Annotated in this window: 20 protein-coding genes; 6 read left to right on the top strand and 14 right to left on the bottom strand. The window is 62.6% G+C overall.

Annotated features, from left to right (window positions below; translation table 11 throughout):
* The first annotated feature begins 366 nt into the window (after nt 1-366).
* The gene (locus IVA95_RS10945; RefSeq protein WP_247510482.1) at nt 367-975 is read left to right on the top strand and encodes a hypothetical protein; all 609 of its coding nucleotides are present in this window, start codon (nt 367-369) and stop codon (nt 973-975) included.
* Between the two features lie 155 nt (nt 976-1130).
* Here the strand turns inward: IVA95_RS10945 and IVA95_RS10940 are convergent, their stop codons facing one another.
* The 4 genes from IVA95_RS10940 to IVA95_RS10925 form a co-directional block, all read right to left on the bottom strand.
* On the bottom strand, nt 1131-2219 hold the full coding sequence (locus IVA95_RS10940) for a twin-arginine translocation signal domain-containing protein (RefSeq protein ID WP_213246877.1): 1089 nt from the start codon (nt 2217-2219) through the stop codon (nt 1131-1133).
* Nucleotides 2220-2659: 440 nt separating this feature from the next.
* Nucleotides 2660-3973: a Gfo/Idh/MocA family oxidoreductase gene (locus IVA95_RS10935; protein ID WP_247510481.1), complete on the bottom strand. Its 1314-nt coding sequence runs from the start codon at nt 3971-3973 to the stop codon at nt 2660-2662.
* A gap of 139 nt (nt 3974-4112) precedes the next feature.
* Complete coding sequence (locus tag IVA95_RS10930) at nt 4113-4913, bottom strand: phytanoyl-CoA dioxygenase family protein (RefSeq protein ID WP_247510480.1); 801 nt, start codon at nt 4911-4913, stop codon at nt 4113-4115.
* Between the two features lie 79 nt (nt 4914-4992).
* A complete protein-coding gene (locus tag IVA95_RS10925; RefSeq protein WP_247510479.1) occupies nt 4993-5667 on the bottom strand; it encodes a GntR family transcriptional regulator in 675 nt (224 codons plus the stop codon).
* Nucleotides 5668-5803: 136 nt separating this feature from the next.
* Here IVA95_RS10925 and IVA95_RS10920 point away from each other — a divergent pair, with 136 nt between their 5' ends.
* Nucleotides 5804-6625 (top strand): methyltransferase domain-containing protein, encoded by an 822-nt coding sequence (locus tag IVA95_RS10920; RefSeq protein ID WP_247510478.1) that lies wholly within the window; start codon nt 5804-5806, stop codon nt 6623-6625.
* On the opposite strand, the gene IVA95_RS10915 is transcribed toward IVA95_RS10920, so the two are convergent.
* Nucleotides 6618-7475, bottom strand: a complete 858-nt coding sequence (locus tag IVA95_RS10915; RefSeq protein ID WP_247510477.1) for a sigma-70 family RNA polymerase sigma factor — start codon at nt 7473-7475, stop codon at nt 6618-6620. The genes IVA95_RS10920 and IVA95_RS10915 overlap by 8 nt on opposite strands.
* A 117-nt stretch (nt 7476-7592) precedes the next feature.
* Between IVA95_RS10915 and IVA95_RS10910 the strand changes: the two genes are divergently transcribed.
* On the top strand, nt 7593-8048 hold the full coding sequence (locus IVA95_RS10910; protein ID WP_247510500.1) for a carboxymuconolactone decarboxylase family protein: 456 nt from the start codon (nt 7593-7595) through the stop codon (nt 8046-8048).
* 164 nt (nt 8049-8212) lie between these two features.
* Nucleotides 8213-9946 carry an adenylate/guanylate cyclase domain-containing protein gene (locus IVA95_RS10905; protein WP_247510476.1) on the top strand — a complete coding sequence of 578 codons (1734 nt, stop codon included), beginning with the start codon at nt 8213-8215 and terminating at the stop codon, nt 9944-9946.
* A gap of 16 nt (nt 9947-9962) precedes the next feature.
* Here IVA95_RS10905 and IVA95_RS10900 read toward each other — a convergent pair whose 3' ends face one another.
* Together IVA95_RS10900 and IVA95_RS10895 are read right to left on the bottom strand one after the other, a co-directional pair.
* Nucleotides 9963-10787 carry an alpha/beta hydrolase gene (locus IVA95_RS10900; protein ID WP_247510475.1) on the bottom strand — a complete coding sequence of 275 codons (825 nt, stop codon included), beginning with the start codon at nt 10785-10787 and terminating at the stop codon, nt 9963-9965.
* 5 nt (nt 10788-10792) lie between these two features.
* Nucleotides 10793-11617, bottom strand: a complete 825-nt coding sequence (locus IVA95_RS10895; RefSeq protein WP_247510474.1) for an alpha/beta hydrolase — start codon at nt 11615-11617, stop codon at nt 10793-10795.
* 188 nt (nt 11618-11805) lie between these two features.
* Between IVA95_RS10895 and IVA95_RS10890 the strand changes: the two genes are divergently transcribed.
* The gene (locus tag IVA95_RS10890) at nt 11806-12348 is read left to right on the top strand and encodes a methylated-DNA--[protein]-cysteine S-methyltransferase (RefSeq protein ID WP_247510473.1); all 543 of its coding nucleotides are present in this window, start codon (nt 11806-11808) and stop codon (nt 12346-12348) included.
* A 6-nt stretch (nt 12349-12354) separates the two neighbouring features.
* On the opposite strand, the gene IVA95_RS10885 is transcribed toward IVA95_RS10890, so the two are convergent.
* The 6 genes from IVA95_RS10885 to IVA95_RS10860 all read right to left on the bottom strand — a co-directional run bounded on the left by IVA95_RS10885 (nt 12355) and on the right by IVA95_RS10860 (nt 17985).
* The gene (locus tag IVA95_RS10885; RefSeq protein ID WP_247510472.1) at nt 12355-13158 is read right to left on the bottom strand and encodes an enoyl-CoA hydratase-related protein; all 804 of its coding nucleotides are present in this window, start codon (nt 13156-13158) and stop codon (nt 12355-12357) included.
* Complete coding sequence (locus IVA95_RS10880) at nt 13155-14024, bottom strand: MBL fold metallo-hydrolase (RefSeq protein WP_247510471.1); 870 nt, start codon at nt 14022-14024, stop codon at nt 13155-13157. The genes IVA95_RS10885 and IVA95_RS10880 overlap by 4 nt, the downstream gene beginning before the upstream one ends.
* Nucleotides 14025-14053: 29 nt before the next feature.
* Entirely contained in the window at nt 14054-15253 is a 1200-nt protein-coding gene (locus IVA95_RS10875) for a serine hydrolase (protein ID WP_247510470.1), read from the bottom strand.
* A 21-nt stretch (nt 15254-15274) separates the two neighbouring features.
* On the bottom strand, nt 15275-15889 hold the full coding sequence (locus tag IVA95_RS10870) for a glutathione S-transferase family protein (RefSeq protein ID WP_247510469.1): 615 nt from the start codon (nt 15887-15889) through the stop codon (nt 15275-15277).
* A gap of 142 nt (nt 15890-16031) precedes the next feature.
* Complete coding sequence (locus tag IVA95_RS10865; protein ID WP_247510468.1) at nt 16032-16874, bottom strand: fumarylacetoacetate hydrolase family protein; 843 nt, start codon at nt 16872-16874, stop codon at nt 16032-16034.
* A 262-nt stretch (nt 16875-17136) separates the two neighbouring features.
* Entirely contained in the window at nt 17137-17985 is an 849-nt protein-coding gene (locus IVA95_RS10860) for an MBL fold metallo-hydrolase (protein WP_247510467.1), read from the bottom strand.
* Nucleotides 17986-18102: 117 nt separating this feature from the next.
* Here IVA95_RS10860 and IVA95_RS10855 point away from each other — a divergent pair, with 117 nt between their 5' ends.
* Nucleotides 18103-18558: a DUF3775 domain-containing protein gene (locus IVA95_RS10855; protein ID WP_213246909.1), complete on the top strand. Its 456-nt coding sequence runs from the start codon at nt 18103-18105 to the stop codon at nt 18556-18558.
* Here IVA95_RS10855 and IVA95_RS10850 read toward each other — a convergent pair.
* Nucleotides 18521-19525 (bottom strand): NADPH:quinone reductase, encoded by a 1005-nt coding sequence (locus IVA95_RS10850; protein WP_247510466.1) that lies wholly within the window; start codon nt 19523-19525, stop codon nt 18521-18523. The two genes, IVA95_RS10855 and IVA95_RS10850, sit on opposite strands and share 38 nt — an antisense overlap.
* Nucleotides 19526-19675: the final 150 nt, after the last annotated feature.

The raw sequence follows: 19675 nt of genomic DNA, 5'->3' as shown, positions 1-19675 counted from the left end.
GCTTCCCTTCGGGGAGGCGGCGTTTTTGTTTCTGTACCTCATTGGACCTAGCGTAACGGTGCGCCTTGGTGGCGCGTGGCCAACCCTACAGATGCGTCGGGTTGATCGTTTCATCGTGCCAACGTGCAGTCTCTCACAGACCTAGTCATGTGGCGTTGCTTAGTGTGATTCGCGGCCGGCTAGCCTGGCCTCCGAGCGTCTTAAAGCACAGCTACAAGAGGAGCGATCACCAAACTCTGAACGAGTTGTGATCATTCGGCCACGATTCGGCATCAGCTTTCGCCCGAGTTCACACGCCATTCATTCGGGTTCCCATAGCTCGTTGGATGAAGTCCGAACACTGCCTATCCCTCAAAGGAGCGTCCTATGCGTGAGATCTTTCGTCCCGCCGCCGTTGCCTTGAGCACCGCCTGTCTCGCGCTCGCGTTGTCGGCCATTTCCAGCGGCGAGGTGCTAGCGCAGGCCAAGCAGGCGCCGCCGAAGCAGGCTCCTGCCCAGGCCGCGCCGCCGCCTGCCCAGCAGGAGGTCCCCGCCATCAAGCAGATCGCGCTGACCGAGAAGCAGATCGAGGGCGTGCTGGCGGCGCAAAAGGACGTTGACGCCATCACCGACAAGATTCCCGACAATGCGAAGCCCGATCCGAAGATCGACGCGCAGCTCGACGCCGCCGCCAAAAAGAACGGCTTTACCAGCTACGACGAATACAACACCGTGATCGACAACATCAGTCTGGTGCTCGGCGGCTTCGATCCCGCGACGAAGAAGTTCGTCGGCGCCGAAGCCGTGCTCAAAGCGCAGATTGCCCAGGTCAAAGCCGATAAGAAGATGTCGGCCAAGGACAAGAAGGAAGTGCTGGCCGATCTCAATGAGGCGCTGAAGTCGCCGCCGCCGGCAATCGAGAACAAGGGCAACATCGATCTCGTTGCGAAATACTATGACAAGCTCGCCGAGGCGCTCGGCGAGGGCGAGGAATAAGCCGCAGGTTTTCAAACGAAGCATGCCCTCGGACGTGATCCGAGGGCGGATACCGGTTCGCGTGAAGAAAACGCGTAAAGATTGGAGAGCCACCCGTCCAACGAAGAAGCCCCGGAGAAATCTCCGGGGCTTCTTTTTGTCAGCGGCTTTGAGCCTCAGGTGCGGGTGCGCATCCGCATCATGAAGCTGTCGTAGCTCAGCTCAGCCACCTGATTCCACGCCAGCGACTCGTTACGGTACGCCGACAGGCTCGTATACATCTTGTTGAAGTGCGGGTTGTTCTTGGCGAGATCCGCGTAGATGCCGTTGGCGGCATTGTAGCAGGCCTCGAGCACTTCCTGCGGGAACGGTCTGAGGATCGCGCCCGCGGCCAACAGCCGCTTCAGTGCCGGCGGATTGACGTAGTCGTATTTGCCGGTGACCCAGGTGAACGTATCGTAGGACGCGGTCTCGATCGCGGCCTGGTAATGCTTCGGCAGCGCGTTGAATTTCTCGAGGTTCATGATGTTGTGGCCCTGGCCGGTGCCTTCCCACCAGCCCGGATAGTAGTAGTACTTTGCGACCTTCACGAAGCCGAGTTTCTCGTCGTCGTAGGGGCCGACCCACTCGGCCGCATCGATGGTGCCCTTTTCCAGCGCCGGATAGATGTCGCCGCCCGCGATCTGCTGCGGCACGCCGCCGACCTTGGCGATGATGGTGCCGGCGAAACCGCCGACGCGGAATTTGAGGCCCCGGAAGTCGTCCATCGACTTGATCTCTTTCCGGAACCAGCCGCCCATTTGCGCGCCGGTAGATCCCGTCGGCTGGCCGATGCAGCCATACTCCTTCAAGAGGTCGTTGAGCATGTCCATGCCGCCGCCGAAGCGCAGCCACGAAATATGCGAGCGTGTGTTGAGGCCGAACGGTAGCGACGTGCCGAACGTGAAGGCCGGGTTCTTGCCCCAATAGTAATAGAGCGCCGTGTTGCCCATCTCGACCGTGCCGTTCGAGACGGCGTCGAGCACCTGCAGACCGGGCACGATTTCGCCGGCCGCGAACGCCTGAATCTGGAATTTGTTGTCGGTGATTTCTGCAACGCGCTTGGCGAAATATTCGCAGCCGCCGTACAGCGTATCGAGCGCCTTCGGCCAGCTTGCCGTGTAGCGCCACTTTATCTCCGGGTTAGACTGCGCAATTGCTGGCGCGGCCACCGCACTCGCGGCAAGACCGACGCCGCCCACCTTCAAGAAATCACGACGTTTCATTTGTCTCCCCTCTGTTGTCGTCGAGACCGACCAAGGGACAACGATCTCATGTCGTCTTCTCTGGTTTTCCGATGGGCGGTGCCGGACTGTTGTTTAGGAATGTGGGCCCTGAAACCAAGGCTTTTGGTTTTTCGATGCAATCAATTTCCCGGCTTTATGGACCTGAAGGCAGGATGACGAATTGGTGATTGATAATCAAGCGTTCTGGTTTCATCGCAGTGCGAAGAGCTGCTTGAATATCGAGCGGCCCGTCGCTCTCACCCGACAAAAGACTGAGATGGTGGGCGCTGGAATATGCGCGGTCGGCTAATCGGATTGCCGCATTGCGGTAATTCCGCCGCGCAGGCGCCCAGGACAGCACTCGTCATTTTGACCTGAACGTGCATGCGCAGCGCCGTGGAATTTCCGGCTGCAGCTTGTTTCCGACACGCGCCGCGTGATCACCGTCTCGTCGAGAATGCTGCTTCCATCGCTCTCCGCGTCTTGATGGCATCGCTATTTTCGTCGACCTCGACATCGCTCCAGCGCACCACCTCGCCGTGCGCGACGTCGTTCTTCAGCTTGACGCGATGGGCAAGCCCGATCGGCAGCGCGCCGGCGGCGAGGCTTTTCGATGCCGGCATCAACTTGCCCCACACGGTGTAGCCGCCTTCGCCATCGAGCATTTCGCCGGCGCGCAGATCGCGTTTTGCTACCGCCGCGACGTCGCCGCGAAAATCATGCGGCTGGCCGGTCGGCTCGTTGCGCAGCGCGGCAGAGAGGATGGAGATATTCAGCTCGAGCCCGATCAGATGATACGGCTTGTACATCGCCGCATATCGTCCTGATGCGTCGGTCTTCAGCCCGTATTGCCTGAAGCAATCGGCGGCGTAATCGTTCGGCGCTTCCAGCACGACGTAGACGCCCCAGCGTAGATCCCTGAATACGGGACGGCCGTCGCGCTCCAGCGAAGACACGACTTCCGCAAGGCCAGCCTTCTCGAGCACGCCGCCCGCCTCGCGTGGCCGCATCACATGCGGCAGATCGTCGACGCCGCAAGGCGGAAACAGCAAACCGTCCGACGGCACATCCAGTCCGGTCGCGTTGGCGATCGCCGCCATTTCGATCGCGGACTTGGTGCCATCCAGAAACGAGTTGAACATCTGCGGGTTCATGCCGGCCGATTGCGCTTCGCCCGCCGTCAGCCCGTAATGCTGCCAGACGCCGTCTGGCGTCACGTCATGATAGGCGGGCAAGTATTTGGTGCCCTTGCCGGCGGCGACGACGCGAAAGCCCGTCGCACGCGCCCAGTCCACCATCTCCGCTGTCAGCGCCGGCTGGTCGCCGTAAGCCAGCGAATAGACCACGCCAGCCCTGCGCGCTTCCTGTGCCAATAGCGGTCCGGCCAGCACGTCGGCCTCGACATTGACCATCACGATATGCTTGCCGGCCGCAATGGCCGCGCGGGCATGCCTGATGCCGACCGCCGGGTTACCGGTAGCTTCCACCACGACGTCCACTGCGCTGTCGGCAATCGCGCGCGCGCCGTCGTTGGTGAAGACGGTCCGCGCGATCCGCGCCTGATCCCAGCCGACGATCCGGCAGGCTTCGCGCGCGCGATCACGATCGATGTCGATGATAACAGGGACTTCGAGTCCCGGCGTATGCGGCACCTGCGACAGGAACATCGAGCCGAATTTTCCGGCGCCGATCAGCGCGACGCGAACCGGCTTGCCGGCCGCCAGGCGGGCGTTGAGAAGGTGGTGAAGGTTCATGGAGATCGGGCTCTCTATTTGAAACGTGTCCCGGACGCAACGCTGCTCCGCAGAGCCGGGACCGATGGGGAATCATGACATCGGCCCCGGCTCAGCAGCGCATCGCTTCGCGCCGCGCTGCGTCCGGGGCACGAGAGCCTTACTCCGCGGCTTGCCGATGCGCACGCGCGAGCCGCAACAGCGCGTCGTCGTCGACGGTCTGGATCGGCGTGAAATCGCGATGCGCTATGTAGTCGGGCCGGGTGGGGGTGCGGATATAGTTCGAGACCGCGTTCAGCGTCAGGTAGACGATCTTGCGCGGGTAGGGCGTGATGTTGCCGCTTGATCCATGCACCAGATTGCCGTGGAACATCAGCATGCCGCCCGGCTTGCCGGTGGGCGCGACGATGCCGCCTTCCTTTACCAGCCGCGTGACAGTCTCCTCATCCAACGTCCACAGCGGATAGGACGTCGTTTCCAGATCATGCGAGGCCTTGAGGTCGCCGGCGTGCTGGCTCTTCGGCACCAGCATCAACGGGCCGTTGATCGGCATTACCTCGTCCAGGAAGATCGCGATGTTCATCGCGCGCGGCTCCGGCATGCCGTCGTCGCGCTTCCAGGTGCCGTAATCCTGATGCCACTGCCAGACATCACCGGTGAAGGCGGCTTTCGCGTTGATCTTGAATTGATGCATGTAGACCTTCTCGCCGAATATCTGCTCGATCGGCTCTATCATGCGTGGATGCGCGCCGAGAGCACCGAACGCCTCGTTATAGAGATGCGCGGCAAAGGCGGTGCGCGGTGCGCCGCTCTTCTCGCGCCACACCTCGGGCCGGTCGGTGTCGTAGATGCTGACGGCCTCGCGGGCGAGATAATCCACCTCCTCCTGGCTGAACAACTCCGGCAGAAACAGCCAGCCCTCGCGGTTGAAGAATTCGATCTGCTGTGGCGTCAGTTTCATGGTGTTCTCTCCCTTGGTTTTTGTTGTTTGTCATTCCGGTCTGGTGCTGACGCGCCATACCGGAACGGCGACGTTCTAGCTACGCCGCCTTATCTGTCGCCCTCAGTCTCTCCTCAGTCATTCGTCCCGCCGTCTGCGCATGCGCCAGCGCTGCGGTCTCCGCCGCCCTGGCGTTGCCGGCGAGAATCTGCGCCGCAATCGCCTCATGTTCGGCCCAGGCGCGTTCGCGGTAATCGAGCTCCGCCAGCACGGTTGCCATCGAGCGGCGCATATGCGGCCATTGCGGCGCGATCATTTCCTCGATCGCCGGATTGCCCGCGAGGCGATAGACGGCGCTGTGAAAATCGACGTCGAGAGCGATCAGCCGCGAAAGCGGCGTGTCTTTGCCGATGCTCCGCCCGGCCTGCAGCGCCGCCTCGAGCTGCGCGCGCCCCGAGGCATCGGTCTTCGCCCGCCCCGCCGCGAGTTTTGCCGCCAGCGCGTCGATCGCGCCTCGGACTTCGTAGAGCTGGCGAATGCGTTCGGGGTCGAGCCGGGTGACTTCAAAGCCGCGGCGGCCGCTTTCGGCGACGAGCCCCTGCCAATGCAGCAAATGCAGCGCGTGGGACACCGGCTGGCGCGAAACGCCGAGCTTTTCTGCAAGCTCGCTCTGCCGGATGCGATGCCCGGGCGGCAGCGAACGATCGGTGATCGCCTCCAGGATCCGGGCATAGACCTGATCGATCAGGTTGGGGAGCGGATCCAAGGGAATCATCGCCGACGGCCCATCTCAGAATACGGAATTCCGTATTCTAACTAGCGGCCGGCCCAGGCTCTGTCAAGGGCTTGTGGGAAGACTCACAATTGCAGCGCGCCCGGCGGGCTATACTTGGCGTGATCGGAGGATGAACATGGACAACAACGCCGCGAGTTTTACGGGCAGCATCCCGCATTATTACGATCAGGGCCTCGGGCCGGTCATTTTCGTCGAATATGCCGCTGACATTGCGCAACGCGTTGCGGCTGGCCGCCCGGCGCGGGTCCTGGAGACAGCGGCCGGCACCGGCATCGTTACGCGTAAGTTGCGCGATGCGTTGCCGGCCGATACCCAATTGACGGCGACGGACTTCAATCCGCCGATGCTCGATATTGCCCGCGCCAAGTTTCAGTCCGGCGAGCAGGTCGACTTCCAGCCCGCCGATGCGGTCGCGCTTCCCTTTGCCGATGCAAGCTTCGATGCGATCGTTTGCCAGTTCGGCCTGATGTTCTTTCCGGACAAGGCAAAATCCTTTTCCGAGGCTTATCGTGTGCTCGCGCCCGGCGGCCGCTACGTGCTCAGCGTTTGGGACTCTCATCGCTACAATCCGTTCGGCCGGATCGCGCATGAAGTGCCGGGCCGTTTCTTCCCGACCGACCCGCCGCAGTTTTACAACGTGCCGTTCTCCTGCCACCAGATCGATCCGATCAAGGAGATGCTGATCACGGCTGGCTTCGGCGACATCGGCATTGCCGTGATCAGGCAGATAAGAGAGCTCCCAGATGTCGCGATCTTCGCGCGGGCAGCCGTCCATGGTAATCCGCTGATCGATCAGGTCCGGGCGCGCGGCGGCGTCGATCCGGACCAGATCGTCGACTCGATGGCACAGGCGTTTCGCCACGAATTCGGCGATCCCGGCCGGATGCCGGTTCAGGCGATCGTGTTTTCCGCAACAAAGATGACGCCGCTCACGTGAGCAGGTTTACGTCGAACTGGCCGATCCGTTCGGCATCGGCCACCGCTTCCACCGCCGATATCCTGTCGCCACTGATCGTCAGCCGCACCACGATGCGCAGTTGTCCGCCGAGAATGACAGCGAGCGCCAATGCACCATCGACCAGCGCCGGCTTGGCGGCTTGTGCGCGTCCCTTGAAGGTTTCGGCGACCGCAGCAGCGCCGCGGATTTCGGCGAGCGAGCCCAGTCGCTGCGCGGCGGAATCGGCGCGAAATACCACGTCGGGATCGAGCACCGCGAGCAGCCCTTCGAAGTCGCCCTCGCGGGAGGCCTTGATGAAGGCGTCGACGATATTTTTCTGCCGGCTGAAGTCGACATCCGGCGGCGGCGAGCCCTGCACCCGGCGGCGGGCGTGGCTGGCCAGTTGCCTTGCCGCAGCAGGCGTGCGGCCCACGATCGGCGCGATCTCCTCGAACGGAACGGCGAACATGTCGTGCAGCACGAAAGCGAGCCGCTCCGCAGGCGCGAGCGTTTCCAGCACCACCAGCAGTGCCGCACCGACGGAGTCGGCCATTTCCGCATCCCGCCCATGCTGGTCATCGGCGACAGGTTCCGGCACGTGCGGACCCATCTGTTCCTCTCGCCGCGATTTGCGCGAGCGCAGCATGTCGAGGCAGACGCGCGCCACGACCGTGGTCAGCCAGCCACTGAGGTTTTCAACCGAACTGGCGTCGGAGCGGCTCAGCCGCAGCCATGTCTCCTGCACAGCGTCGTCGACCTCGCTGGTCGAGCCCAGCATGCGATAGGCCACCGCCCGCAGATGGGGCCGGTTGGCCTCGAATTTCTCAGCCAGAAACTTTTTCTCGTCCATCGGTCACATTCCCATGTCGCGTTCCGTCATGGTGATGACGAACGAAAGCGCGCCGATGTGACAGCAAATCGGCGCCGCCGCGTCAAAAACAGAACCAACCATATGGAGCGCAAAATGATGCAAGCCCGAATGAATCACCCCGTCATGGTCGTTCCCGACGCCATGAAGGCGCTGCAGGCGCTGGGTGACCTGACCAAGAACAGCCTGTCGGAAAAGCTGCTCGAACTGGTGCATCTGCGCGCCAGCCAGATCAACGGCTGCAGCGTCTGTGTCGATATGCACCCGAAACTCGCCAGGAAGGCCGGAGAGACCGATGAGAGGCTGTTCGCGGTGGCCGCCTGGCGCGACACGCCCTATTTCACCGAAGCCGAGCGTGCGGCTCTGGCGTTGACGGAAGCGCTGACCCGGATCAGCGACCGCGCCGATCCGGTGCCGGACGAGGTCTGGCGTGAGGCCGACAAGCATTTCAACGAGGCGGAGCTCGCGGCGTTGATTCTGGCAATCGCCAATATCAATGTCTGGAACAGGCTCAACGTCGCCGTGCGTCAGCCTGTGGGTGTCTGGAAGGTATAGCGGGGAGGGAATCCCCAAAACTATGGCCAATTTTAACGCGCCGGAACGTGCTTAATTCACCGGCCCGCGCTAAACATCAAGCCCGGCCAGATCGGCCGGGCTTTCGCTTTTGGATTACCTTCATCCCGTTTCCCAACATGTCCTTGGCTCTTGAACATACCTCGATGCTGCGACCGACGATCCGCAAGCGAATCCTTGGGATCGCCATCGGGCTGATCTTTCTGATGGTGATCATCTCGGCGCTGTCGACGGTGATGACGCGAAAGATTGCGCATCAGCTCGATGAGCTGACGACAAAATACGTCGAAGCATATGGGCATCTGGCGCGGATGAACGTCCGCTCGCTGGAGCAGGCGGTGGTGGTTCGCCGGATGGTGTTCCTCAAGCTACAGACACCGCCGGACCAAACTGCCTTTGCAGATCAGCAAACGATCTATGAGGCGAAAGGCAAGGAGATTGACAGGGAGGCGCAGGCCGCACGCGCCCTGATCATTGCAATCATTGATGATCCGACCACCGTCTCCGACGACGCCAAGCTCGGACGGATTGAAAACCGGATCGAAAACATAACCAGCGACCTTCGCCGTTATCTGGACGAAGAGAATAAGCGGATGTGGCCGCTGCTGGAGGCCGGCAACATGCCGGAAGTACGCGCCAGCCTTGTTCGGACCGACGAGCTTCGCGACGAATTCAATCGCAAAATCGAGGAAATCCGACACGACATGCTGGAGCAGGTCCGCAGCGATGCGGCCGTGACGATGCGGGATCAGCAGCGCGCGATCGTCATCTCTGCGATCGTGACGATGCTTGCGGCCATCCTCGGATTGACGTTCGCGTTCTTCGTCAGCACCGGTATTACTCGCCCGGTTCGCCGTCTTCTGGACGGCACCCGCGCCGTCGAAGCCGGCCAGCTTGACGGATCGATCGACGTTACCACGCGCGACGAAATCGGCCAGCTCACGGCCGCCTTCAACAACATGGTCGAGCAGTTGCGCCACAAGGAGCGCCTGCGCGAGACGTTCGGCCGCTATGTCGATCCGCGCGTGGTGGAAGGGTTGATCGACCAGCGGTCGCTGACTGCCAGCGCCGGCGAGCGGCGGGTGATGACCGTGCTGTTCTGCGACATGCAGGGCTTTACCAGCCTTAGCGAGGGCATGACGCCGCAGGGCCTCGTCAAGGTGATGAACCACTATCTATCGACGATGTCGGGGCCGATCCGCAGCCATCGCGGCATCATCGACAAATATATCGGCGACGCGATCATGGCCTATTGGGGACCTCCCTTTACCGAGCATAGCGAGCAGGCGCGCCTGGCCTGCCTCGCTGCCGTCGAGATGGCCGATCGCGGTACGGCGTTGCGCAAGGAACTGCCCGAATTGCTCGGCATACGCACCGTGCCGAGCGACTGCGACGTCCGCATTGGGGTTGCCACCGGCGAAGTGCTGGTCGGCAGCATCGGCTCGGAATTCATGATGAGCTACACGGTGATGGGGGATGCGGTTAATCTCGCGTCGCGGCTGGAGAACGCCAACAAGGTCTATGGCAGCCATTCGCTGGTTTCGGAAGTTGCGATCACCGCGGCCGGCGATGCGGTCGAATCCCGCGAGATCGATCGGCTGGTGGTCGCCGGTCAGAGCGTTGCCCAGGCGGTGTTCGATATCTTGGGGCGCAAGGGCGAGCTCACCGAGAAGCAACTGGCGCTGCGTGAGCGATATGCCGAAGGGCTCGCCGCCTATCGGGAGCGCCGCTGGGACGACGCGAGTCGGGCATTCCATGCGGCGCTCGAGGCTGTTCCCAACGACGGACCGGCGAAGACACTGGCCGGGCGTGTCGAGAATTTTCAGGCCAACCCGCCGGCCGCCGATTGGGATGGTGCGTGGCGGCTCGAGCAAAAGTAAGAAGTCGGCGGCGCATCTACGCCGCCAGAAAATCCAGCACGACCTTGCAAAATTCCTGCGGCGCCTGTTCGAACATCCAGTGGCGCGTGCCCGGGATCACTGCCGTCCGCGCGCCCGGAATATGTTCGGCCAGCACGCGCCAGTTCACCGCCAGCGCGCCCTTGGTGTCGCCGCCGCCGATCAACAGCATCGGCGTCCTGATCGCCTCCGCTTCGCTCTTCAGAAACGGCTGGCGATTCTCGCCGACCTGGCCGAGCAGCGTATAGACGTTGTCGCGCAATTGCTGCCGCGCCGTCGCCGGCCACCGCGCCCACGCACCTTCACCGTCGATGCCGTCGACGAACAGCGCCAGCGCGCCGTCAATATCACCGTTGCGCACCATCTCGGCCGCGACCGGAACGCGCGGGCCGAGCGGCACGGGGCCGGGAGGCGGACTGCTCGGCTGCAGCGCCGGTTCGAGATCGCCGCCCGGTTCGGCAAGGACGGCCTTGCGCAACAAATCAGCCCGGGCCTGCGCCACGCGGAATCCGATATGCCCGCCGCGGGAATGGCCGATCAGATCGACCGGTCCGGCATCGAGCTTCTCGATGAAGCCAATGACGTCGGCGACGTGCTGCGCCATCAGATAGTCGTTGCCGACGCCGTCCCAATGCTCAGGGAAGAACCGCCGCAGGCTCAGCGAAATCACGCGGTGCCGTTTCGACAGCGGTCCGAGCACGGCGTTCCATGTGCGGAAATCGCCGAGCGTACCATGCACGAGAACCAGTGGCGGGCTGTCGCCAGTGCCCTTGCCGACATCCAGATAGGCCATGTCGTAGCCGTTGACGTTCAAGGTCTGCATCGCGATCAATCCTCCGCGAGATACGACAACACGATATCGCAGTATTTCTGCGGCGCCTGTTCGAACATCGGATGCGTGGCCCCCGGGATCATTTCGACGCGCGAGCCCCTGACGTTGGCAGCCAGGGCATTGAGCACCTTTGGCAGCGTACCCTTGGTGTTGGCGCCGCCGATGAACAGCGTCGGCGTCGTGATCGCTTCCGCGTCCGCCTTGGAAAACGGTGGACGATGGTCGCGCATCTGGCCGATCAGCGTCGTTGCATTGTCGCGCAGCAATTGTTTCGGCGTGGCTGGCAGGCGCTTCCAGGCGCCGGGGCCTTCCAGCGCATCCATGAAAATCTGCAAGCCGCCGTCGGTATCGCCCTTGGCGATCACCTCGGCGGAAGCCGCGATCATTCCGGCAAGCGGCGAGGGGCCGGGCTTGTAGGCAGCATCGAGCGTGGCATCGAGTTCGCCGCCGGGTTCGGCCAGGATCAGCTTGCGTAGCAGATCAGGCCGGCGCTGCGCGACCCGGAAGCAGATGTGCCCGCCGCGGGAATGGCCCATCAGATCGACCGGCCTGATGTCGAGCTTCTCGATGAAGCCGATCACATCGTCAACATGCTGTGCAATCGAATAGGTATCGCCGACGCCGTCCCAGTGGTCGGGGAAGAAATGCCGCAACGAAGGGGCGATCACCCGGTGCTTGCGAGTCAGCGGTCCCAGCACCGACGACCAGATCCGGAAATCGCACAACGAGCCATGCACGCACACCAGCGGCGGGCCATTGCCGGCGCTTTGGCCAACATCGAGATAGGCCATGTCATAGCCGTTGACGTGAAGGGTTTGCATACGAAGCTCGTGGAATTGGAAGCAGGCGAGGGGCCATTGAAGGGCGTCGGCGGGAGCCGCAGATCAGCGGAAGTTGTTCATGCCGTCAAGTTCCCCCGGGATTCGGGTGGATAGCAATAATCTCCAAGCCTAGATTTGGCGCCAGAAGGAAGCTGGGTGGCATTGAACAGGAGAATATGGAGCCAGCCATGACCGGGCACCATTTTACGATATTCGACACTGCGATCGGCCGCTGCGGTATCGTCTGGGGCGAGCGCGGCATTACCTCGGTACAATTGCCGATGGGCGATGAGAAGAAGACCCGCACGCGCCTGCAGCAGCGCCACGGCGACCTTCTCGAGGCAGAGCCGCCCGCGAAGGTGCAGGCCGCGATCGACGGCATCGTCGAGCTGCTCGAAGGCAAGCCGAACGATCTCGCCGACGTCGTACTCGACCTCGACGGCGTTCCCGAATTCAACCGCGGCGTCTACGACATCGCGCGTACGATCCCGCCGGGCAAGACCATGACCTATGGCGATATCGCCAAGAAGCTGGGCGGCGTGGAGCTGTCGCGCGACGTCGGCCAGGCGCTGGGGCGCAACCCCTGTCCGATCGTGGTGCCGTGCCATCGCGTGCTGGCGGCGGGCAACAAGCCTGGCGGCTTCTCCGCCAATGGCGGCGTGGTGACGAAGCTGAAGATGCTGGCGATCGAAGGCGCGGCGGTGAACCACACGCCGAGCCTGTTCGATTGAAGGTCTTCACCGGCCCTTGAAATTGGGCGTGCGCTTCTCGTTAAAGGCCAGCACGCCCTCGCGGCGATCTTCCGTCGGCACCATGCGGTTATAGGCCTCGATCTCGAGCGCGAGGCCGTCCCGCAGGGACAATTGCAGGCCGCGATGGATCGAAAGCTTGGCCTGTCGGACCGAGATCGGCGCGTTGCGGGCGATCTTTGATGCGGTCGCCAGCGCCGCCGGCAGTAATTCGGCGAGCGGGAAGACTTCGTTCACAAAACCCCATTCACATGCTTCCGCCGAAGTAAACGGCTTGCCGGTCAGGATCAGCTCCTTGGCACGGCGCTCGCCGACGGCGCGCGGCAGGGTTTGGGTGCCGCCGCCGCCCGGCATGATGCCGAGCGTCACTTCGGTGAGCGCAAAACGCGCAGTTTCCGCGGCGTAGATAAAATCGCAACAGCCCGCGATCTCGCAGCCGCCGCCATAGGCCGCGCCATTGACGGCGCCGATGATCGGGACCGGGCAGTCGATCAGCGCCCGCACCATCCGCTCGAAGATAACATGCTGGCGTGTCCACGCCTCATCGGTCATGCCGCGCCGCTCCTTCAGGTCGCCGCCGGCGCAGAAGGCCTTGTCACCGGCGCCGGTCAGAACGATGCAGCGCAGGCTCTTCGGATCGAGCGCGACGTCTTCGAAATAGCGCACGAGATCGCGCCCCATCTGCGTGTTGAGCGCGTTGGATGCGTTCGGCCGATTGAGCCGGACGATCGTCACGTGCTCGTCGACCGGTTCGATCGACAGCGTCTCGAAAGCAGATGGATCCGAACTCATATCGCCTCGCAGGAGAACCCGTCACCAGCGCGCCGGATCTTCCCGACCGAAGGCGACGGGAAATGCGCGGTACAGCACAGCGTATCGGTGTCGCAGTAGCGTTCCAGGAAACCGCGCCGCGTCTTCGCCGCTTGTGCCTGGTCGACATCGAATTTCATGGATAATTCCGGATAGCGCGTCTGCAGCGGCGAATGTATCAGGTCGCCCGAGAACACGGCGTCATCCTTGTCGCGGCCGAAGGTGAAGGCGACATGGCCGGGCGTGTGTCCCGGCGTCGGCAGGATGCGGGTGTGATCGCCGATCGCAAAATCGCTGCGGACGATTTCGGCCTGTTTCGCCGCGACGACCGGTAGCACGCTGTCGCCAAACGGCGGCACGGGCGTCTTGGCATGCGTCTCGGTCCAGTAGTCGAATTCGGTCTTGTCGAACACGTAGCGCGCTTTCGGGAAGGTGGGCACCCAGCGGCCGTTGTCGAGCCGCGTGTTCCAGCCGACATGGTCGACATGCAGATGCGTGCACATGACGTAGTCGATGTCTTCGACGGAGAACCCGGCCGCAGCGAGACCGCGCATATAGGTGTCGTCGGTCTTCATGTTCCATTTCGGGCGCTGCGGCCGCGGCTTGTCGTTGCCGATGCAGCTATCGATCAGGATGGTGTGGTGCGGCGTCTTCACTACATAGGACTGGAAGCACAGGATCAGCACGTCTCTGTCGTCGAGCGCGCCGCTTCTCCGCATCCAGGGGCGGTGCTCCGCCAGGACCTCCGGCGTCAGTCCCGGCAGCATCTCCAAAGCCGGCAGGAACGTGGTTTCCTGCTCGATGATGCGGTGAATGGTGAGATCGCCAACGGAGAGTTTCAGGCTCATGGTTGCTCCTGCTTTTCGTCTTGGCTGGATCAGCGCGCTTCGTTCCTGTCCCTGACATGCGGGATGATGAAGTTGGCGAGGATGTCCAGAGCGGCGTGCCCCTGCCGGCCGCTGCCATAAAGCCCTGACGTGGTTATGACCACAAGGTCAAGCTCGGGGACGATGAAGAGGCGCTGACCACCCAGGCCCATGGCGGCAATCCATTTCGCGTCGTGCTCGCCGGATAGCGTGCGGCCCATCCACCAGTGCTGTCCGTAGTAGAACAATCCACCGAAATAGCCGATCGCCTGAAAGCGCGGTGTGACCGATTGCTCAATCCACTTCGACGAGACGATCCGCCGGCCGGCCCATTCGCCTTTGTTGAGCACGAGCTGACCGATTTTTGCGGCGTCGCGCGGCCGAAGCCGAAGGCCTACCGCCGAGGCAACATGCTCGTTGCGGTACTTCATCCATTCCCAGTCGGAGATACCCAGCGGCGCGAACAGCGCCTCGCGGGCGAAAGCTTCCAGTGATTGGCCCGTCACGCGCTCGATGATATTGCCGAGCAGATCCGTTCCGCCGCCATTGTAGGTCCACACTGTGTCTGGCGGCGCCGCGATCGGCTTCGACAGGACATAGCGATAAGGATCGGCTTCGCTGCCGAGATGCGGCTCGTCATTCTCTGGATCCTTCCAGGCGCGGTTCTCGTCCCACTTGATACCCGACGACATGGTGAGCAGATGGCGGAGCGTGATCTTGTCCCAACCCGGCGATTTCACTGCCGAATAATCCGGGAAGAATTTGACGACCGGCTCGTCGACGCTCTTGATTAGCTCGCGATCGATCGCGATTCCCACGAGTAGCGAGATGACGCTTTTCGAAACCGACCGCATGTCGTGCTTGGTGGCCGAATCGAAATCATGCCGCCCGCCGCCCAATCCCCACGGCTCGTCATAGCCAGGGAAATACTGCTCGAACACCAGCTTGCCGTGCCGGACGATTACCACAGCATGAACGTTGGCATTGGTAGCCACGAGCCGCGCGGCGATGCCGCACAGACGCGGGCCATCGAGGCCGACACTTTCCGGTGTGGCGATAGGCCAACCATCACCAGTCGCGGCCGGGCTGCCGCAGGCGAGATTGCGCTGGCCGGTCGAGAATTCCTGTAGCTGTGCGGCTGCGCCGGATGCCGCCAGCACGAATACGGCGGCCAAGCCGAGGCGCCGCAGTTTCTTGCTCGCCTCGGTCATGCTGCCGTCTCCATTGGTTGGTTACGCCGGCGGCGGCGCCGAGATTTTCACCGACGGCCGCTCCATCATCTTCTGATGGAAGGCGTCTAACTTCGGATAGGCCTTGCGCCAGCCGCAATCGGCAAAGCGGAAATCCGCATAGCCGAGCACGCAAACCAGGCCGATCTGCGCAACGTTGAACGGACCGGACAGCACGTCGGACTTGTTCTCGAACCGTGCCATGCCGGCCCACGCGCGATTCCAATGGTCGTCATGCCATGCGTCCCAGCGCAGCCCTTCCGGGCGCACCATTTTTTCGTACCGGCACAGCAGCATGGAATCGAGCATGCCCTGCAGCAGGGAATGGTCGCTCTTCACCTTCCAGCGCTCGGGGCCGGATGTTGGGATCAGTTTTCCGCCGCCGGCGAGTTCGTCGAGATATTCGACGATGACGTAGGAATCGAGAATGACGTCGCCATTGTCGAGGATCAGCACCGGCAATTTCTTCAGCGGCGTGATCTTCGAATATTCCTCGTTCGGCTGACCCGGCGCGACGGTGGCCGGAGTGAATTCGATTCGCTCGATCAGGCCGGTCTCAATCGCGGCGATGCGGACTTTTCGGGCGAACGGCGAGGCGGGAGAGAAGGTTAGTTTCATGGAAGGAAGCCTCTAGGCAATAGATGGATCCTCCATCATTGCGAGCGAAGCGAAGCAATCCATTGTCTCCGAACGCGTGGAAAGGTGGATTGCTTCGTCGCTATCGCTCCTCGCAATGACGGCGGTGAGTATGTGCGCCGGCTCACGCCGCGACGATTTCCTGGCGCTGCTCGCCGAGCCCTTCGATGCCGAGCGTAACGACATCGCCGACGTTGAGGAAGGTCGGCGGCTTCATGCCGAGGCCGACGCCGGGCGGGGTGCCGGTGGTAACGATGTCGCCGGGCAACAGCGTCATGAACTGCGAGACATAGGAAATGCACTTCGCCATCGAGAAGATCATGGTCGAGGTCGATCCAGTCTGGCAGCGCTTGCCGTTGACATCGAGCCACATCGACAGCTTCTGCACATCGGGGATTTCGTCCTTGGTGACCAGCCACGGGCCGACGGGGCCGAACGTGTCGTGCGACTTGCCCTTGGTCCACTGACCGAGCCGCTCGATCTGGAAATTGCGCTCGGAGACGTCGTTGCAGACGCAGTAGCCGGCGACGTGGTTGAGCGCGTCGGCCTCCGAGACATATTTGGCGCGGGTGCCGATGATGGCCGCGATTTCGACTTCCCAGTCGAGTTTGGTCGAGCCGCGCGGCTTCTCGACCGCATCGTTCGGGCCAGACAGCGCGGTATTGGCCTTCAGGAAGAAGATCGGCTCGGTTGGGATCGGCGATCCCGTCTCCTTGGCATGGTCGCTGTAGTTCAGGCCAATCGCGACGAATTTCGAGATGCCGGTGACCGGCGCGCCCAGGCGCTGCTTGCCGTCGACGGCGGGAAGCTTGGAGGTATCCAGCGCCGCCAGCTTCGCCAGCGAGTCCGGCGCATAGGCGTCCCCGTCGAGATCCCTGACGTGGGCGGAAAGATCGCGCAACTGGCCGGATTTATCGATCAGGCCGGGCTTTTCCGCACCCTTGGCGCCGTAACGAACAAGCTTCATTTTATCGCTCCCTGCGGGGTTTTCTTGAGGATTTCGGGGGGATGTCCGTAAACTTCAGACGCTTCTTGGAACAGCGGCGCAGGAAATTCAACTGCGGACTGGGGCTGCTCGCCACATACCACCCCCTCATCCCGAGGAGGCCACATCGCGGCCGTCTCGAGGAATGGGCCGCGGGCCTCATGGTTCTCCCGGCGATGCGAAGCATCGTCCGGAGACGGCGCAAGTGCGCCTCCTCACCATGAGGGGAGAGAGGGCGCTCCTGTCACCCCACCGCCACGAACCTGAAAGCGTCGCCGTCGCGCTTGATGTGACCGGCACTGAAGTGCCCGCCAATCACCAGTGTGGGCGTGTCGGCGAAGCGCGAAAACAGTTCGCGGCGGGTTTCGGCCGACTGCCGGGGATCGGAATCGGCGGTCGAGGACCAGTCGAGATGAGCCATCTGGCAAGGATGATGGGCGACGTCCCCCGTCAGCAGGGCTTCCTCGCCGTCTGACTTGATGTGGACGCTGATATGGCCGGGACTGTGGCCGGGGGTCGGGATCAGCGTGATTTCATCCGTCAATCTGGCATCGCTGGCGACGAGCTCGGACTTGCCGGCGTCGGCGATCGGCTTCACGGAATCGCTGAACACCGCGACCTTGTCCGGCGCATCGCTGTGGTCGCGCCAGTGCTCGTATTCGCCTCTGCCGAACACATATCGGGCATTGGCGAAGGTCGGCACCCATTTGCCGTCGATGAGTTTCGCGTTCCATCCGACATGATCAACATGCAGGTGCGTGCACAGCACAGTATCGATACTGTCGGGCGGGAAGCCCGCCGCTGTCAGCATGTCGAGAAACGGATGCTTTCGGTTGTTCCAGGTCGGCACATTGCGGCCCTGCTTGTCGTTGCCGAGGCCGGTGTCGACGATGATCCGGCGCGAGGGAGTCTCGAGCAGGAACGAATGGATCGACATTTTCAGCCGGCCTTCCTCGGTCGCAAATTGCGGGATCAGCCAAGGCAGCTTCTGGATTTCCTCGTTGGTCGCGAGCGGAAGGATGAAACGGGTGCTGCCGACAGTCTCCATTTCGACCACCCTCGTGATCCTGACCCTGCCCACGTCCCAATGCATCCGGCGCGTCCTCTCGTTTCTAGTTGTTCAGGCAAGGATGCGGCCTTCCACCTTCCGGTGCAATGGATCATCCGACCGCGTTCGGCGTTATCGCATAGCCCGTATGAGGAACATGCGATGCCAGAACTCACGATTTCGCCCGAGAAAGTCGGCTTTCTGATCGAGAAAGCCCGGCAATTCGACGTCAAGGAAGGGGTGTCCGATCCGGATTCCGGGTCGAACGCGGGCGATGACGACATGATCGACGTGCTGCAGGACAACGGGGAAGATCCGGTCGTTCGCGAGATCACCGGCCTCATCAACTCGCTTTCCGAGGACGAGAGGGTCGATCTCGTCGCCCTGATGCGACTGGGACGCGGCGACGCCACCATTGAGGAATGGGAGGATCTACGTGCTGAAGCGGCCGACCAGCGAGACCGCGACACCGCGCGCTATCTTCTCGGCGAGCCGATGCTTGGAGATTTGCTGGCGCAGGGGCTCGACGAGTTCGGCCTTACCTGGAATGAGGAGCGAACGACGGCCGATTCTTCTAGCGTCAGCCAGCGGGAAGAAGACGAGCGCAATCCACGATGACCGTGCCCAGCTTGTCGCCCTTCTCCACCGCCAGATGCGCCTGCGCCGTGTCGGATAGTGCAAACTGCGCGGCGACGTTATGGATCCGCGGGCCTGCCGTCAGCCATTTCGTGATGTCGGCTTGCGCCGCCGCCAGTAGCGGCGGCGGCAGCGCAAACAGCACGAGCGCGCGGACCGCGATGCATTTCTCCATCAATTCGCGCATTGGTACGATCGGCGTGCGGTTGCCATTGGTGGCGTAGACCGCAATCGTCGAATTGGTACCCATCAGCTTCAGCGTGGTATCGATATTGCCGCCGAAATCGACGTCGATGACGCGGTCGACGCCGCGCTGCCCGGTGAAGGCTCGCGCCTTCGCGGCGACGTCATCCGTCTTGTAATTGACGACGAGATCGGCGCCGGCGAACCGCGCCTGCTCGGCTTTGGCTGCCGAACTGACGGTCGCGATCACCTTGGCGCCGCCCCATTTGGCGAGCTGCACGGCATAGTGCCCGACCGCACCGGCGCCGCCGGTGACGAGCACGGTCTGCCCCACGATCGGTCCGTCGCAATAGAGGCAGCACCACGCCGTCATGGCGGGGATGCCGAGGGTAGCGCCTTCGGCAAACGACAGATTGTCCGGCAGCGGCGTCACCAGATGTTCGGCGAGCGCGATATATTCTGCCGCCGTGCCGAACGCGCGGCCGTTGCGCTGGCCGTTGAACAGCCAGACCCGCTGGCCGAGCTTGAGCCGCGTGACGCCGTCGCCGACCTGGTCGATGATGCCGGCGCCGTCGCTGTTGGGAATGACGCGCGGATATTCCATCGGCCGATAGCCGCCGCCGCGGCGGCCGACATCGGCGGGATTGACGCCGGACGCCTCCAGCCGCACCCGGACTTCGCCCGTGCCTGCCACCGGCGTCGGCATCTCGCCATAGGCCAGCACTTCTTGTGCCGGCCCCGTTCGCTCGTACCAGACCGCTTTCATCTAGCGCCCCTTTCCGAAGTTCGTGAGCTTTCGCGGCGCCCTCTTGCGCGAACTTCGGAAAGCAAGAGGGCGCTAGAAAGACTCATTTTTTCTAGTGCCGCTTATCGATTTGAAGTTCCCAATCGGTCTCGCTGCGAGTGACGGGGAACT

This window comes from Bradyrhizobium sp. 157 (genome assembly GCF_023073815.1).
Classification (GTDB): Bacteria; Pseudomonadota; Alphaproteobacteria; order Rhizobiales; family Xanthobacteraceae; genus Bradyrhizobium.
The sequence above is the reverse complement of the archived record's forward strand: the minus strand, read 5'-3'. Positions and strand labels throughout refer to the sequence as shown.

Bases quoted from the DNA above. Each gene is read 5' to 3' on its own strand.
- IVA95_RS10900 (WP_247510475.1), bottom strand. From the start codon at position 10,787: ATGCAGACCTTGAACGTCAACGGCTACGACATGGCCTATCTGGATGTC.
- IVA95_RS10895 (WP_247510474.1), bottom strand. From the start codon at position 11,617: ATGCAAACCCTTCACGTCAACGGCTATGACATGGCCTATCTCGATGTT.
- IVA95_RS10885 (WP_247510472.1), bottom strand. From the start codon at position 13,158: ATGAGTTCGGATCCATCTGCTTTCGAGACGCTGTCGATCGAACCGGTC.
- IVA95_RS10920 (WP_247510478.1), top strand. From the start codon at position 5,804: ATGGACAACAACGCCGCGAGTTTTACGGGCAGCATCCCGCATTATTAC.
- IVA95_RS10930 (WP_247510480.1), bottom strand. From the start codon at position 4,913: ATGAAACTGACGCCACAGCAGATCGAATTCTTCAACCGCGAGGGCTGG.
- IVA95_RS10905 (WP_247510476.1), top strand. From the start codon at position 8,213: ATGCTGCGACCGACGATCCGCAAGCGAATCCTTGGGATCGCCATCGGG.
- IVA95_RS10865 (WP_247510468.1), bottom strand. From the start codon at position 16,874: ATGAAGCTTGTTCGTTACGGCGCCAAGGGTGCGGAAAAGCCCGGCCTG.
- IVA95_RS10875 (WP_247510470.1), bottom strand. From the start codon at position 15,253: ATGACCGAGGCGAGCAAGAAACTGCGGCGCCTCGGCTTGGCCGCCGTA.
- IVA95_RS10935 (WP_247510481.1), bottom strand. From the start codon at position 3,973: ATGAACCTTCACCACCTTCTCAACGCCCGCCTGGCGGCCGGCAAGCCG.
- IVA95_RS10945 (WP_247510482.1), top strand. From the start codon at position 367: ATGCGTGAGATCTTTCGTCCCGCCGCCGTTGCCTTGAGCACCGCCTGT.
- IVA95_RS10870 (WP_247510469.1), bottom strand. From the start codon at position 15,889: ATGAAACTAACCTTCTCTCCCGCCTCGCCGTTCGCCCGAAAAGTCCGC.
- IVA95_RS10880 (WP_247510471.1), bottom strand. From the start codon at position 14,024: ATGAGCCTGAAACTCTCCGTTGGCGATCTCACCATTCACCGCATCATC.
- IVA95_RS10890 (WP_247510473.1), top strand. From the start codon at position 11,806: ATGACCGGGCACCATTTTACGATATTCGACACTGCGATCGGCCGCTGC.
- IVA95_RS10860 (WP_247510467.1), bottom strand. From the start codon at position 17,985: ATGCATTGGGACGTGGGCAGGGTCAGGATCACGAGGGTGGTCGAAATG.
- IVA95_RS10855 (WP_213246909.1), top strand. From the start codon at position 18,103: ATGCCAGAACTCACGATTTCGCCCGAGAAAGTCGGCTTTCTGATCGAG.
- IVA95_RS10915 (WP_247510477.1), bottom strand. From the start codon at position 7,475: ATGGACGAGAAAAAGTTTCTGGCTGAGAAATTCGAGGCCAACCGGCCC.
- IVA95_RS10940 (WP_213246877.1), bottom strand. From the start codon at position 2,219: ATGAAACGTCGTGATTTCTTGAAGGTGGGCGGCGTCGGTCTTGCCGCG.
- IVA95_RS10850 (WP_247510466.1), bottom strand. From the start codon at position 19,525: ATGAAAGCGGTCTGGTACGAGCGAACGGGGCCGGCACAAGAAGTGCTG.
- IVA95_RS10925 (WP_247510479.1), bottom strand. From the start codon at position 5,667: ATGATTCCCTTGGATCCGCTCCCCAACCTGATCGATCAGGTCTATGCC.
- IVA95_RS10910 (WP_247510500.1), top strand. From the start codon at position 7,593: ATGCAAGCCCGAATGAATCACCCCGTCATGGTCGTTCCCGACGCCATG.